This window comes from Varibaculum cambriense DSM 15806, assembly GCF_000420065.1.
In the GTDB taxonomy this organism is placed as follows: Bacteria; Actinomycetota; Actinomycetes; order Actinomycetales; family Actinomycetaceae; genus Varibaculum; species Varibaculum cambriense.
Genome location: NZ_ATUF01000003.1, coordinates 306,958 through 320,315 on the forward strand (window position 1 = coordinate 306,958; position 13,358 = coordinate 320,315).

At 52.4% G+C, this 13,358-nt stretch carries 12 protein-coding genes; 9 read left to right on the plus strand and 3 right to left on the minus strand.

All coding sequences use genetic code 11. From position 1 onward, the window contains the following. Nucleotides 1–190: 190 nt before the first annotated feature. A complete protein-coding gene (gene lexA, locus F605_RS0106455; RefSeq protein ID WP_022865078.1) occupies nucleotides 191–880 on the minus strand; it encodes a transcriptional repressor LexA in 690 nt (229 codons plus the stop codon). A gap of 155 nt (nucleotides 881–1,035) precedes the next feature. On the opposite strand from lexA, the gene F605_RS0106460 reads away from it, so the two are divergent. Further along, complete coding sequence (locus tag F605_RS0106460; RefSeq protein ID WP_022865079.1) at nucleotides 1,036–1,623, plus strand: hypothetical protein; 588 nt, start codon at nucleotides 1,036–1,038, stop codon at nucleotides 1,621–1,623. 224 nt (nucleotides 1,624–1,847) lie between these two features. After that, complete coding sequence (gene nrdR / locus F605_RS0106465; protein ID WP_022865080.1) at nucleotides 1,848–2,342, plus strand: transcriptional regulator NrdR; 495 nt, start codon at nucleotides 1,848–1,850, stop codon at nucleotides 2,340–2,342. On the opposite strand, the gene serA is transcribed toward nrdR, so the two are convergent. Both serA and F605_RS0106475 read right to left on the minus strand, forming a co-directional pair. Further along, nucleotides 2,311–3,519: a phosphoglycerate dehydrogenase gene (gene serA / locus F605_RS0106470; RefSeq protein ID WP_022865081.1), complete on the minus strand. Its 1,209-nt coding sequence runs from the start codon at nucleotides 3,517–3,519 to the stop codon at nucleotides 2,311–2,313. The two genes, nrdR and serA, sit on opposite strands and share 32 nt — an antisense overlap. A 75-nt stretch (nucleotides 3,520–3,594) precedes the next feature. Further along, complete coding sequence (locus F605_RS0106475; protein WP_022865082.1) at nucleotides 3,595–5,877, minus strand: HelD family protein; 2,283 nt, start codon at nucleotides 5,875–5,877, stop codon at nucleotides 3,595–3,597. Between the two features lie 131 nt (nucleotides 5,878–6,008). Here F605_RS0106475 and F605_RS0106480 point away from each other — a divergent pair, with 131 nt between their 5' ends. From F605_RS0106480 to F605_RS0106510, 7 genes are all read left to right on the plus strand, one after another. After that, the gene (locus F605_RS0106480; protein WP_022865083.1) at nucleotides 6,009–7,331 is read left to right on the plus strand and encodes a PAC2 family protein; all 1,323 of its coding nucleotides are present in this window, start codon (nucleotides 6,009–6,011) and stop codon (nucleotides 7,329–7,331) included. 3 nt (nucleotides 7,332–7,334) lie between these two features. Further along, a complete protein-coding gene (dinB, locus tag F605_RS0106485) occupies nucleotides 7,335–8,588 on the plus strand; it encodes a DNA polymerase IV (protein WP_022865084.1) in 1,254 nt (417 codons plus the stop codon). Between the two features lie 56 nt (nucleotides 8,589–8,644). Continuing rightward, a complete protein-coding gene (locus tag F605_RS0106490) occupies nucleotides 8,645–9,067 on the plus strand; it encodes a DUF3040 domain-containing protein (protein WP_022865085.1) in 423 nt (140 codons plus the stop codon). Between the two features lie 342 nt (nucleotides 9,068–9,409). Beyond that, nucleotides 9,410–9,841 (plus strand): division/cell wall cluster transcriptional repressor MraZ, encoded by a 432-nt coding sequence (mraZ, locus tag F605_RS0106495; RefSeq protein ID WP_027723670.1) that lies wholly within the window; start codon nucleotides 9,410–9,412, stop codon nucleotides 9,839–9,841. Between the two features lie 118 nt (nucleotides 9,842–9,959). Next, complete coding sequence (rsmH, locus tag F605_RS0106500) at nucleotides 9,960–10,955, plus strand: 16S rRNA (cytosine(1402)-N(4))-methyltransferase RsmH (RefSeq protein WP_022865087.1); 996 nt, start codon at nucleotides 9,960–9,962, stop codon at nucleotides 10,953–10,955. Next, the gene (gene ftsL, locus F605_RS10275) at nucleotides 10,948–11,370 is read left to right on the plus strand and encodes a cell division protein FtsL (RefSeq protein ID WP_143615190.1); all 423 of its coding nucleotides are present in this window, start codon (nucleotides 10,948–10,950) and stop codon (nucleotides 11,368–11,370) included. Before rsmH ends, ftsL begins: the two co-directional genes overlap by 8 nt. Nucleotides 11,371–11,379: 9 nt before the next feature. Further along, nucleotides 11,380–13,326 (plus strand): peptidoglycan D,D-transpeptidase FtsI family protein, encoded by a 1,947-nt coding sequence (locus F605_RS0106510; RefSeq protein ID WP_022865089.1) that lies wholly within the window; start codon nucleotides 11,380–11,382, stop codon nucleotides 13,324–13,326. The last annotated feature ends 32 nt before the right edge of the window (nucleotides 13,327–13,358 follow it).

Here is a 13,358-nt window from a genome sequence, read left to right on the forward strand (position 1 = left end):
TAAGCAGGCTGGGTGGCTAAAGGCAAAAAAATTCACTGTCGAAGAAGTCACGTTAGGAGCTTCAGAGACTAAACTAGCCGTTCAAATGGAATTAGGGGGAGAGCAGGGATTGAATTTAGAAAAGTAAAAACGCTGGAGCAGGCGCTAAACATTCAAGTAAAAACCGGCAGAGAACAAATAGGCTACCGCTTTATAGCGCCCGTAGGACGGTAACTACTTTCCCTAAAATCGTGGCATTGTCGCCCGGAATCGGTTCAAATGCTGGGTTGTGGGGGAGTAGCCAGACATGTCCTTCGCGCCGCGCGAGGGTTTTAACGGTAGCTTCCCCGTCGATCATGGCAGCCACGATTTCCCCCAATTCGGCTACGTTTTGGCGACGAACCACCACCCAGTCGCCGTCGCAGATCGCCGCCTCAATCATTGAGTCGCCATGCACCTTGAGCATGAACAGTTCGCCATCCCCGGTAAAGCGGGTAGGGATAGTGAAAACGTCCTCTATATCTTGTTGGGCATCAATGGGGGTACCGGCAGCAATCTGTCCTACCAAGGGAATCGCGTGATGGTTTAGGGGGGTTACTTCCGCTATTTGCGCAGATAAAGATTTGGGACCGGGCTCACTGGTTGAAAGCGCCGCGAATTGCGGGTTTACCTCCAGGGCGCGACTACGTCCCGCGGCCCGTACTAAGAAACCCTGACTGACCAGGTTATCTAGGTGATGCTTAACCGTGGAGGAGGAGGACAGCCCCACCGCTGCGGCAATTTCCCTAACCGAGGGCGGATATCCCTGAGCGCGAATCCCGGCGCAAACCGCCTCGAAAATAGAGCGTGCACGCGGACGTAAATTTCCAATATCTAAGGCGTGATCTTGCTGTTTGCTCATCTTCCCTCCCGCTGTTAACTCGATGATAAGAAATTGTGACCCGTTATGCAAACATTTGTTCGATAAATTTGCATTTTTCGCTTGATTTTACGAAGCTCTCTCGTTAGTATATCAAACAGATGTTCGACGAACGTTTGTTCGAGAAAGGTGTAGTTATGTCCACACAACTTTCTTTCAATCTGGAAGAACTAGCCCAAAAACGGGTAGTAGGTCTGGGGAGCTACCAGTTATCGAAACTGTCGGCGGCAAAGCCGAAGCGTCCTCACCTACAGTTGGTAGACGCCACCTATATAGAACGTGCACGGGCCAAGTCCCGTCATCCAGCGGGCTCCAAAATGCCATGCCCGCCCGCCATCGGTAGGGAGAGCCGTACGGAAGGGGCGGCTACAGCTTTTGACTCGCTTCCACAGTGGGCGCGCCGAGCGCCTCGCACTAAGAAGGTAGACTCAATGCCACTGGTAGTGGTTCCTCCCGCTGCCAAGGCAGAAAGCCAAGCTAGTGCGCGGCGCTCGGCTCCCCAAAGAAAGTCAACTAGGAATCTTCAGGTTCCCCGGATCAGCCATAAATTATTCCAAGTATCCCTAGGGCTACTGGTGATGGCTGCAGCGTTAATCGCCGGTGTGGGTTTTGGCAGTTACTGGGATGCGACCGCTAATGACAGTAAAGGAATAAGTCAGTTTTCTAATGAAGTGGCAGTAGAAAACAGCCAGGCCTCCTCGGCGGATCTGCTATTAGGGCAGTAATCCCTCCTTTCACCATCCTGCGATATTTAAGGAAATTTTGTCCCGAAGGGGGCGTGGTGGGTCATTTGGTCAGTGGCAGTTTGGCGTCGCGGGGAAATCATTCTGGTGCGGGGGGACAGATCCTAAGGAAAGCTATTCCTTTTTCTGCGGCGCGATCCTGGTTGAAGAGGTTGATGCAAGAGTGTCAAATGTTGCGATAAGCTAGACCTCCAGGATGCTTACTGATGGGGGAAAAGTTGCACTGTCCGTTTTGCCATAATGATGATTCGCGGGTAATCGATTCGCGAATCGCCGAAGAGGGAAACGCTATCCGGCGTCGCCGGGAATGTACCAAATGCAATAAACGCTTTACCACTATTGAGACTGCAGCTTTATCTGTGAAGAAACGCTCCGGCACTTTAGAACCGTTTTCGCGGGAAAAAGTGATTATCGGAGTTAGGAAAGCCTGCCAGGGTCGCCCCGTAAGCAGCGATGACCTTGCAAAATTAGCGCAACAGGTGGAAGAGGATTTGCGGGCGAGTGGAAAATCGCAAATTGATTCCCACTCTATTGGGACGGCTATCTTGGGGCCGCTTCGGGAACTCGACGTTGTTGCTTACTTGCGATTTGCCTCTGTATATTCCAGCTTTGATGATCTAGATGACTTCCAAACTGCGATCGACGAGATTCGATCACAACAAAATGCAGCTAACGCAGAGACAGTACTCGCAGACCAATAGTTTCCGGCATAGAACGAATTTCGGCCACTGCCGATACCGGAAGCTCAGAGGCAATATCGGTGAGGGCATATCCTACCTGCCCTTCGGTGCCTAAAATCTGACCATTGATGTTCACATTTTGGTTGGCAAAAACCTGGTTGATACGACCCAACACCCCCGGCATATTCGAGTGTAAGAATGCTAAGCGATACAAAGAATCCGGGTGAGTGTTGAGTTTCAAGTTTGGCATATTCACACTCATCTCGGTGCTACCCCGGTGCCAGTAGTCAGCAATTTTATGAGCTACAAACTGACCGATATCAAACTGAGCCTCCAAAGTAGAGCCGCCGATATGCGGAGTCAAAATCGTGTTGGGAAGACCTAAGAGCGGAGAATGGAACTCGTTTCCGTTCTTTTGCGGTTCCTCGGGGTACACATCTACTGCAGCTCCCGAGATTTTCCCAGACCGAATATTCTCCGCCAACGCGTCCACATCTACCACTATGCCGCGCGAGAGATTAATGAAAATCGCGCCCTCTTTCATTTGATCGAACTGCCGTTTGCCGATTAAGCCTTCATTCGATTTGCGGCCGTCCACGTGCAGGGAGATAAAGTCAGCAGTTTTAAGTACTTCATCCATGGTGGGCAGAGCCCGGGCGTTTCCCATGGCCAAGCGTTGAGCGGAATCATAAAAGACTACGTTCATTCCCATGGCTTCGGCTAAAACTGAAAGTTGGGTACCGATATTTCCATAACCGATGATCCCCAAGGTTTTCCCGCGCACCTCGTGCGAACCTGAGGCACTCTTATTCCAAATTCCGCGTTGCAAATCTTGGTTGCGGGTTTCCACGTGGCGCGCCAGGTTGATAATGTGCCCGATGGCCAGTTCCACCACGGAGCGGGTGTTGGAGTAGGGTGCGTTAAAAACCGTGACTCCGGCTTTAGTGGCAGCTGACAAATCTACCTGGTTGGTACCAATACAAAAGCAACCCACAACCTTCAGGCGGGGACAAGAGGAAATCACTCGGGAAGTGACATGAGTTTTTGAACGAATCCCCACGATATCGGCATCTTGGAGGCGTTCGATTAAAGCGTCCTCTTCCAGGGCGCCTTTTACTCGCTCTACTTCAATGTCGTAACCGGTAAAAACTTCATCCGCTACCTGGTGCGGATCCTCAAGTAAAACTGCCTTTGTCATGCCTCCATTTTTTCAGCGCTCACCACGCTTGGCAAAACTGTCCGTTCTCCGGTACGTAAACCCGGTATTGCGCGGTTATTTCCATCCTGCCGGTAGCTGCTGGGTGTACAGGGTGACTAGGCGACGGGTGGGGCGGGTCATGGCCACAAATAGATTACCGACGCTTTGGGAGGAAATATGAACTGGTTCCAGTAAAATTACGCTGTCGAACTCTAATCCTTTCGAGGTGACCGCATCCAATATGCAGACTCGATCACTAATGGGATCGCTACCCACTGGGAAAGGGAACTGTTCGGCAAGCTGCCAAATCGTAGAATAATCACCTTCCGCGCAGATTACCGCTACGCGTCCTCGTCCAGCTCCCAAAACCCTATCTAAATAGTTAATCTCGTTGGAAACTGTTTCCTGCACAGCTGAAACATCAAGGGCTGATACCTGCCGGGTTATTAGCGAGCTTGGATCTTGTCTAACCGCTTGAACCGGATAAGGGGAGGGTCGCCCAGCGGCAGTGGTAACTGCCTCTGCCAAATCCATAATTTCTTTCGGGGTGCGATAGCACACCGTTAAATAGGCTTCTTCCTCTAGAGCATCGGCGGCTGGTCCCAATAGCTGGCTCCACGAAGACCCCCCGGCGGAAATCCGCTGAGCTAAGTCACCCACCACGGTAAAAGAACGTGAAGGACAGCGTCGCAGCAGGCAGCGCCAATCCATTGGGGACAGCTCCTGGGCTTCATCCACCACCACATGCCCATAGGTCCAGGTTCGATCCCGATAGGCTCTTTCTGCTAGGGATGACTGTTCACTGTTTCCGGCGGCGCGAGTGGCCAACATCTGGGCGGAAACAATCCCGTCTCCCAGTCCCTGTCCCTCAATCGCAGCTTGTGCCCGCGCCTGCTCTCGCTCGCGCGCAGCTGAGCGGGAGCGGCGTGAAGTGGGAGAGGTAGCGTTCGGCGGATCTCCCAGGAGTTCCGCAAGTTCATCAAGTAGAGGCACATCGGCAGGGGTGAATGCCTCCTGCTTGGGGCGGTAAATTATCTCCTGCTCCTCGAAGCTAAACTCACTGGCAAAGCGGGCAAGAAACGCTGGGTAGGCGTAGAGACGGCGCAAAAGATCTTGCGCTGAATAAGGCATCCAGCAGAGATTTATTGCCCGTCGCACATTAAGGTTGGAGCGCAGATCCTCCTTTACCAGGGCGCGTTCAGAAAGGGCGTCGCGACTAGTTTCGATTTCGCCTAAACCGGCTGCCTGAGCCGCCGCAGCCAATTCTGCTTGTTCCCGGCGAGTTTCACTATCTAAATACTGGTCAGTTAAAGAGTCTAAAACGTGGGCAACAAAGATTTCTCGCGCCTGGTTATGGGGCTTGCCGCTAAGGCGGGCGCGGCGAATGGCCTCTTTTACTATTCGCGGCCGCAGAAGCAGTTTACTGGCGCCTACGGTTAATGGCTGATCCGATTGTGGCACCCGCTGCAGTGAGTGTACTGCCTGCTTAATTAGCTTTACCCAGCGTAAATCTCCCTTCAAAGCCGAGATTTTCGGATGTTCCTTTCCGGGGGCACTAGTTCCAGGCAAGAGGCTTGCCATGGTGGTGGAAACCACGCCAGTTTCTCCGAGGGCGGGTAGCACTTGCTCAATGTAGCGTAAGAAAGCGGGGGAGGGGCCTACTATCAGCACTCCGGATTTTTCTAAGTGTTCTGCCTGTTCGTAGAGTAGATAGGCCGCGCGGTGTAGTGCTACTGCGGTCTTTCCGGTGCCCGGTCCGCCTTGGATTACCAGGATCTGAGAGGTATCCGCGCGGATTATCCGGTCTTGCTCGCCTTGAATCGTGGCCACGATATCGCCCATATGGCCGGAGCGTTCTGCTTGTAGTGCCGCCAGCAGCGCGCCCTCTCCCTGCAGCTGGATCCCTTCTTCCCGAGCATGAGATAAATCGAACGCTTCGTCCTCTAGCGAAATTACCTGACGGCGATGCAGACCAATATGACGCCGGCTAGCCATCCCCAGCGGCTGGCGGGCTGTTGCCTGGTAAAAAGCGGTAGCGGCGCTAGCCCGCCAATCCATTAATACTTGCGAGTGATCGCTATCTTGCAGGCCTACTCGCCCGATATAGAATTCTTTGCCGGACAACGGAGTAAGTTTTCCAAAAACCAAACGTTCTTCTACCCGCTCTAAGCGGGCGGCTTGGTCTCCTAAATGAGCTGCCATTACGTCGCGTTCCGAGCGGTTTTGTGGGGAGCCGGTGGCACCTAATGCCTCAACCTGCTGCTGACGCAGACGGTAACGAGTGCGGGCGTCATCTAATACTTGGTAAATGCGATCGACGGCCTGCTGCTCCAGACCTAGCTGTGCGGGATCATTCAAGAAGCGCCCCTTCCCTTAAGAAAAAGTAGGCATCTATTCTACCCGCTATCTCTAAAAACCGCATAGCTCGGGCGAGGGGCGATGCACACGCGGCGCTGGCCGGGTAGGCTGGACTAAAGAATGGAGGGTAGATGACAGACAGCAGCCGTTTTATAATCCCCGGTCCTGCCTACGAAGATACACAGGCAGAGGTGCTGCTCTATGCCTTTTCGGGGGCGATTGATTCCGGTGATATTGGCGGAATGATTATTGAGCAGCTCTTGCATGCCCTTCCCCATGAAGAAGTTGCGCGTTTCGCCCTCGAGACGGTGCTGGACTACCGGGCACGGCGTCCCCGAATAACCATTGAAAACTGGACGATGACCGATATGCGTTATCCCAGTTGCACCCTGGAACGGATTACCGATTATTCCGGGCGTCAGATTTTGCTATTGCGCGGACTGGAACCCGATATCAACTGGGAAGATTTTTCCCTGGCGATTTTCGAGGTTTGCCAAAAGATGGGGGTAAAACAGGCAGTTGATCTGATGGGGATAGCTGCCAACATTCCCCACACTCGGATCCCTTTCATTAACCAGACTTCCCCCAATCCGGATATCTTGCCCCCGCAAACTGAGATGCCGGGCACCTTCATTATCACTGCCTCTTTCGGGCAGTACCTGCAGATGCTTTTCCAAATGATATCGGTGCAGGCACGAGGGATCGTGGTGGGAGTTCCCTATTACTTGGCAGATGGGCAGTATCCACCGGGGGCGGTTAGTGCGATTCAATATCTTTCCGAAACTCTGAATTTGGATTTGCCGATGGGAGATTTGGAAGCCGCTAGCACCCAAATGATTAAAGAGGTAAGTGCGCAGCTGGATGAAAATCCTGAGGCTAAAGAGCTGATCGAAAAAATGGAGCAGCACTACGATGAGGCCTTAACCCAACCCTGGGGAGAGCTGCATCCGAAGTCTCTAGCAGAGTCGGTGGATTCGCGCTCGGGTGACGCGATTGCAGAACGTATCGAAAGATTCTTGGCGCAAGTAAATCCCCAAGACGCCCCAGAAGAAAATGCCGAGGGACTCCTGGCAGGGCGGGATGATTTACTGGCGCATCTGGCACAAAAAGTTGCTTCGCGCCAGCGAGGAGACAGTAGTAATCTGCTCCCTGAGCAGGTGATTAGAGGAGCTGTGAGCGGATCAGATCCGTCCTCCTTGCCGGCTAAGGAAGCGGATACTAAACAACAAAAAATCGGTACCGGGAGAAAGTCGGCTTCGCCAGGTACTTCCCCTCAGGGTAGGCATTTTCCGCCGCGCCGCTCCCATTTGCAGCGTAAACGTAAACAGGAAGAAAAATATTCCGGGAGTTCGGGGCCAACTACCTCAGCTCCGCCGCCTCCTGGCAGTCGGGAAGAATCTATAACCGATCAGCAGCGTAATCCTGAAGATACCGGGGATAGCGGAAAGAACTGACCGGTGAGTAAAGCTCCTCAGTCTGCTGCCGCCAAACGTGATTGGGGCAGCGACGATAGCGGAACCAATATTCTGCATGTCGATATGGATGCTTTTTTCGTAGAAGCCGAGATTTTGCGCGATCCATCCCTGCGGGGAAAACCGGTAATCGTAGGAGGTAAAAGTAATCGCGGAGTGGTTTCTTCGGCCTCCTATGAAGCGAGGGCGCAAGGCGTGCATGCAGCGATGCCAGTTTCTCAAGCCAAGCGACTCTGTCCGCAAGCAATAGTGGTTGCCTCCGGGCACGGATACTACTCGCGGCTGTCCAAAAAAGTCATGAGAATTTTGGGGGAAATTACCCCGGTGAGGGAACAGATCTCGATTGACGAGGCCTTCTTAGAGGTCTCGGGCGCGCGCCGGAGACTGGGAACCCCCTTAGAAATAGCGCACCTGCTGCGTAAACGGATCCGGGAAGAACTTTCTTTACCGGCTTCGGTAGGTATCGGGACCAATAAATTAGTCGCTAAAATTGCCTCTGCGCATGCCAAACCAGACGGAGTGCTACTGGTTCCTGCGGATAAAACCAAGGAATTTTTGCAGATATTGCCGGTGGGTGCGATCCCGGGAATCGGGGCAGCAGCGGGCGCCAAACTGGAGCGCAAAGGAATCGAGACCGTCGGGCAAATGAGCGCTTTAAGTATTTCCCAGTTGAATTCTCTCTTTGGGAAAGCGTTGGGAGTGCGTCTTTATCAGTTGTGCCGGGGACAAGATTCCCGTCAGGTGGGACTAGGAAGCAAAGAAAAATCGATCGGAACCGAAATTACCTATGCGCTCGATGTGCATTCGCGAGAGACAATTGCTGCTACTTTATTGGATCAAGCGCATCAATGCGCGGCTCGGCTGCGCGCAAATAATCTTTTAGCCGGAAATGTCACCATTAAAATCCGAGCCGCGGATTTTCGTACCTGGACTCGCTCTCGCACGCTGCGCCAGCCTACCGATGTTGCCCGCGATATTGCGCGGGAAGCACTGGGGCTGTTTGCGAAAGAGCAAATGCCCAAGGGAGGAATCCGTCTAGTAGGGGTAACTACTAAAGAACTAATCGCTGCCACTTCGGGGGTGCAACTGGCGTGGGGGAGCGACACTCGCGGACGGGCAACGGAGATAGCGATGGATAAGATCCACCAAAAATTTGGTAATACTTCCCTGCGTCCGGCTACGCTGGTTACGCCCGGGAAGAACGATAGTGCGCCAAGTTATGAAACTGAGTCTGACTGAAGTAGCTTTTTGTTTTATGCTGGAAGAAGCATTGACGCGGAAAGGAGAGAAAAAGCATGGGACTATCTGAAAAAGAAAAACAGATTCTCGCAGATATGGAACGCCAATTCTCTGATGTCCGCGTGGCTGAAGCTTCGGTTACTAAGAGTTCAGAACCGGAAAAATCTCAGAAGCTGAACTTTTCCCCCAAGCTGGTCGCCACGATGACGCTGCTGATTCTGGCAGGGATTGCGCTGCTGATCGTGGGGATTTCTGTTTGGACTGTCTCTAAGTTTTTAGCAATTGCGGTAGCAGTCTCGGGGTTTATAGTGGTGCTTTTTGCAGTGACCTTACCGATGAACTCGCGGTTTTCTAGCTTCGGGGTGAATTCCAATAAGCCTGCCGTTAATAACCGTTCTTCGGCTCATAAAAATGACTCTCGGCGTTCCTTTAAGCAACGGCAGGAAGATAAGTGGAATCGCCGCAATGGTGAGCGTTAGTTAGCTAAGCTTCCTTTTTTCTTATAAAACTCGCATTTTATTTTGCTTAAAAGCGTCTGGGACGCTTGTTGATATTTTTGCACCCTTTGGTTGGCAATCGTGCTCTGCCATCGTCATCACTGGTAGCTTCTTGCGCTTTCTCGGTCTCAAAGGGCTAGCTCTCTCAATTCCGGTTCTAAAAAATAAGAATCAAATTTTTCACTCCACTTTACTTTAGGGAAATCTTCGCAGGTAAGAGTGGTAATTTTCGCGATTATTTTTCTAGAAACACCGCTATTGTGCGCCATAGTGGAGAAAAATGGGGTAAAGTGGAGTTATCTGGTTGGAAAGGAGGTAGCGCCCATGTTTTTAGGTTCCTATGAACCCAAAATGGACGACAAAGGACGCTTGATTCTTCCAGCCAAATTCCGGGATCAATTAGCGGGTGGATTAGTAATCACTCGAGGTCAGGATCGTTGTCTCTATGTTTTCCCCGCAGCCGAGTTTGAGCGGATGTATCAGGAACTACGTCGGGCTCCACTTTCCTCCCGCCAAGGTCGCGACTACGTGCGGGTAATGCTCTCCGGTGCCTCCGACGAGATCCCCGATAAGCAAGGTCGGATTGTGATTCCACCCCAGCTACGCACTTACGCAGATCTAGGCAAGCAACTAGCGGTTATTGGCGCCGGATCCCGAGTCGAGATCTGGAACGGCCAGGCTTGGAACCAGTATTTAGCTGAGCAGGAAGAAGCTTTCGCCCAAACCGGAGAGGAAGTGATTCCTGGAATGTTCTAGCTTGGAGAACCTGGCCTCTTCCCGAATGCTCTGATGCCTCTTCCCCGGTAGCAGATCGTCGGGGAGAGCCCTGGTTTTCCAGATTTTTCCCAAACTGTCCCACCTTCCAAAGGAAACCATGTTCCCAAACACTAATTTCACTCATCAGCCGGTGCTAGCTGCGCGCTGCATCGAGCTTTTGGGGCAGGGAATTGAGCAAGCGGGACAGCAGGGGCGTGCCCTGGTGATTGACGGCACGTTAGGACTAGGAGGCCATAGCGAACTTATTCTGCAGACCTATCCCCAGGTGCATCTAATCGGAATCGACCGGGATAAACAGGCACTAGCCAGCGCCAGCAGACGCTTACGAGAGTACTCCTACAGATTTACGGCGGTACATGCTACCTACGATGCTATCGGGCAAGTGGCAGCTGCCTACGAGGACGATGCCTATCCTTTAGGTGGGATTCTGATGGATTTGGGGGTCTCTTCGCTGCAGCTCGATGATGTGGCGCGCGGTTTTAGCTATGCGCGCGATGCTGATCTAGATATGCGCATGGATCAAAGCGGTGGTAAAACTGCGGCCGATTTGTTGGCAGAGCTCTCCGACGTGGAGCTTGCAAAAATTTTGCGCGAGGCCGGAGAAGAAAAGTTTGCTGCCCGGATTGCTCGGGAAATAGTAAGGGTACGAGAAGAAACTCCACTTACTTCCTCGGCGCAGTTAGTGGAAATCGTGCGCGAGGCCATCCCCGCTCCGGCGCGTCGCACCGGGGGGAATCCGGCCAAGAGAACCTTCCAGGCACTACGGATAGCAGTAAATAAAGAGTTAAGTATCCTTAAGCGGGCGATCCCCGTTGCCCTGGACAGCCTGGCACCCGGTGGGGTGATGGTAGTGGAAGCTTACCAATCCCTAGAAGACCGGATAGTTAAACAGGCATTTCAGCAGGTAGTTGCGCCCTCGACTCTAAACGGGGTTCCATTAGCGGAAGAAAAAACTTTCCAATTGTTGATCAATGGAGCCGAAAAAGCCGGAAAAACCGAAATATCCAATAATCCTCGTGCCGCATCGGTGCGGTTGCGGGCGATTACCAAGTTAAGCGAGCCCGCAGAAAGGACCCGGGAATACCATGCCTAACTCCGCCGCCCTCAGACAAACATCGCCCACTCGTCGTCGACCAGTTCGCGCCGGGAATGCGGCTCGCTTACGAGTTGTTGGCGAGGAGCAGACGCTTAAAAAACGCTCCCCCCTGATGGCGAAAATTGTGGCTGCTGCTTTACTTTTAGTTGCCCTGATCGTTTCCCCAATGCTGATTAATACCCAACTAGCGATGATTTCCTACCAGATTCATGAAGACCAGGTGCAATTAACGCAACTAAAAGAAGATAACCAACGGGTACAGTCCCAGGTGAACTTAAAGTCTAGCCCCGAGAAGGTACGGAAAGCTGCCCTGGATGCCGGGTATGTCCCAGCGGGAGAGACTGGATACGTTACCCTAAAAACAAGCAAGATTGAAGGAGGAACTCCTCCAGTTCCGGTAGCTAAGGAATAATAGAGGTCAATGGTAGGGAAGAAGCGAAGGTATTCGCCGGCGAAGAGCGCTTCTTCGCTAAAACAGAAAACTCTTGCTGACCAGGGACAATCTCGAAAACAAGCGGGAAGCGACTTCATTTCTACGGGGATCGTAAACAGCCGGGGAGCGAGTAAGGCAGCTGGTAAGCGTGGGAGGCTGCTACTAGTGATAGTGGCCTTTCTACTGGTGCTGTGTAGCGCCAGGTTATTCGATTTGCAGGTAGTACAAGCCCCCGCTCTTGCTGACGAGGCCAGACAAGCGCGGACTGTTTCCGCTGAGATTGTCTCTAAGCGGGGAGACATTGTCGATAGAAAAGGAACGGTGCTGGCCACCTCGATCGAGGTCTATAACGTATCAGTTAACCAGATGCTGGTAAAAAATTATGTGCATCACGAAATTTTTTCCCCGGACGGAAAGATCGTTACCGATAAAACTAAACTCCGCGACCCTCGTAATCGCAAGAAAGTGGTAGGAACCGGAGCCGCCGAAGCGGCCCGACAGCTGGCACCAATTCTGGATATGAACCCGGCAGTGCTCGGGGGGAAAATGGTGGGAAACAGAGGTTTCGTCTACCTCGCTAAAAATGTTAGCGCTCAGAATTGGCGGAAGATCCGAAAACTAAAAATCGATGGTATCGATGGTGAACTACGCTACCAGCGGCAATACCCTAATGGCCCCACCGCATCTTCGATTTTAGGATTCACTGATTTTGAACAAGTTGGGCAGGCAGGTATTGAGGCTACCCAAAATAAGCAGCTGGCAGGAGTTCCGGGCAAGCGGGTGGCGGAGATATCTCCTTCCGGGCAAGTCATCCCGGGGGGAACCGATGTTTTACAGACCGCCACTCCCGGTAAAACCGTGCGGTTAACGATTGATGCGGATCTACAGAACACCGCGGAAGGCTTGGTAAATAAACAGGTCGCGGATTTTGGGGCTGCCTGGGGAACCGCGATTGTACAGCGAGTAGGTACCGGGCAGATCTTAGCGTTGGCAGATTCTGGAAACGAACCTCCCGAGCAGGTTCGTAAGCGAACTTCGGGAACCACTGGATCACGGGCGGTGCAATATACTTATGAACCGGGTTCTAGTGGCAAACTGGTGACTTTTGCTACCGCCTTGGAACAGAAGAAAATCACCCCGTTAACCCCGGTGAGCTCTCCAGATAAGATCACTATCGCCGGTCAGTCGTTTAGAGATTCCCATCCCCATCCCACCATGAACTTAACGGCCTCGGGGGTATTGGCTGAATCCTCCAATACCGGTACGGTTCAAATTGGGCAAATGGTCACCGATCAGCAGCGATATCAAATGATGAAAGCTTTGGGTTTGGGGCAAAAAACCGGCATTGAAATGCCAGGTGAATCTGCAGGGATAATTGGCAGTCCCCAAAATTGGGATCCCCGCCAGCGGATGACCACTATGTTTGGTCAGGGGATGGCTTGCACCCCGCTACAAATATCTGCGCTTATCTCTACTATCGCTAACCATGGGGTCTATATTGCACCCCGGATGATTTCCGAATATGAAGACCCCCAGGGAATTCCTGAAAAAGTAAAAGTTCCGGCGGCCACCCAAAGGTTAGATCAGAACGCAGCCGCCACTTTGGTGCGGATGATGGAATCGGTAACTAGTGATGAAGGAACTGCTAAGAAAGCGCAGATCCCCGGTTATCGCAGTGCCGGTAAAACGGGTACCAGTGAAATTATTTCTGGCCGGGGAGGCTCCCAAGGCGTAGTTGCCTCGTTTGTCGGTTTGGCACCGGCGGAGAATCCCGAGATCGCAGTATCGGTGATTATCTATCAGCCAAAATCAGGAATTTATGGAGGGGTAGTAGCCGGTCCGGTATTTTCGCAGGTAGCAGCGCAAGCTTTAACTTTGCTGGATGTTCCCCCCTCCAGCACTAAGCCGCAGCTTTATCCAATCAACGCGCACTAGCTATCCTTAGAAGAAGAACTTGGAAGTAGGAG

What these genes read in the sequence shown, in the direction of transcription:
- F605_RS0106480 (WP_022865083.1), top strand. Translation starts at nt 6,009, where the DNA reads ATGACAGACAGCAGCCGTTTTATAATCCCCGGTCCTGCCTACGAAGAT.
- ftsL (WP_143615190.1), top strand. Translation starts at nt 10,948, where the DNA reads ATGCCTAACTCCGCCGCCCTCAGACAAACATCGCCCACTCGTCGTCGA.
- F605_RS0106490 (WP_022865085.1), top strand. Translation starts at nt 8,645, where the DNA reads ATGGGACTATCTGAAAAAGAAAAACAGATTCTCGCAGATATGGAACGC.
- rsmH (WP_022865087.1), top strand. Translation starts at nt 9,960, where the DNA reads ATGTTCCCAAACACTAATTTCACTCATCAGCCGGTGCTAGCTGCGCGC.
- lexA (WP_022865078.1), bottom strand. Translation starts at nt 880, where the DNA reads ATGAGCAAACAGCAAGATCACGCCTTAGATATTGGAAATTTACGTCCG.
- mraZ (WP_027723670.1), top strand. Translation starts at nt 9,410, where the DNA reads ATGTTTTTAGGTTCCTATGAACCCAAAATGGACGACAAAGGACGCTTG.
- F605_RS0106460 (WP_022865079.1), top strand. Translation starts at nt 1,036, where the DNA reads ATGTCCACACAACTTTCTTTCAATCTGGAAGAACTAGCCCAAAAACGG.
- nrdR (WP_022865080.1), top strand. Translation starts at nt 1,848, where the DNA reads ATGGGGGAAAAGTTGCACTGTCCGTTTTGCCATAATGATGATTCGCGG.
- serA (WP_022865081.1), bottom strand. Translation starts at nt 3,519, where the DNA reads ATGACAAAGGCAGTTTTACTTGAGGATCCGCACCAGGTAGCGGATGAA.
- F605_RS0106510 (WP_022865089.1), top strand. Translation starts at nt 11,380, where the DNA reads ATGGTAGGGAAGAAGCGAAGGTATTCGCCGGCGAAGAGCGCTTCTTCG.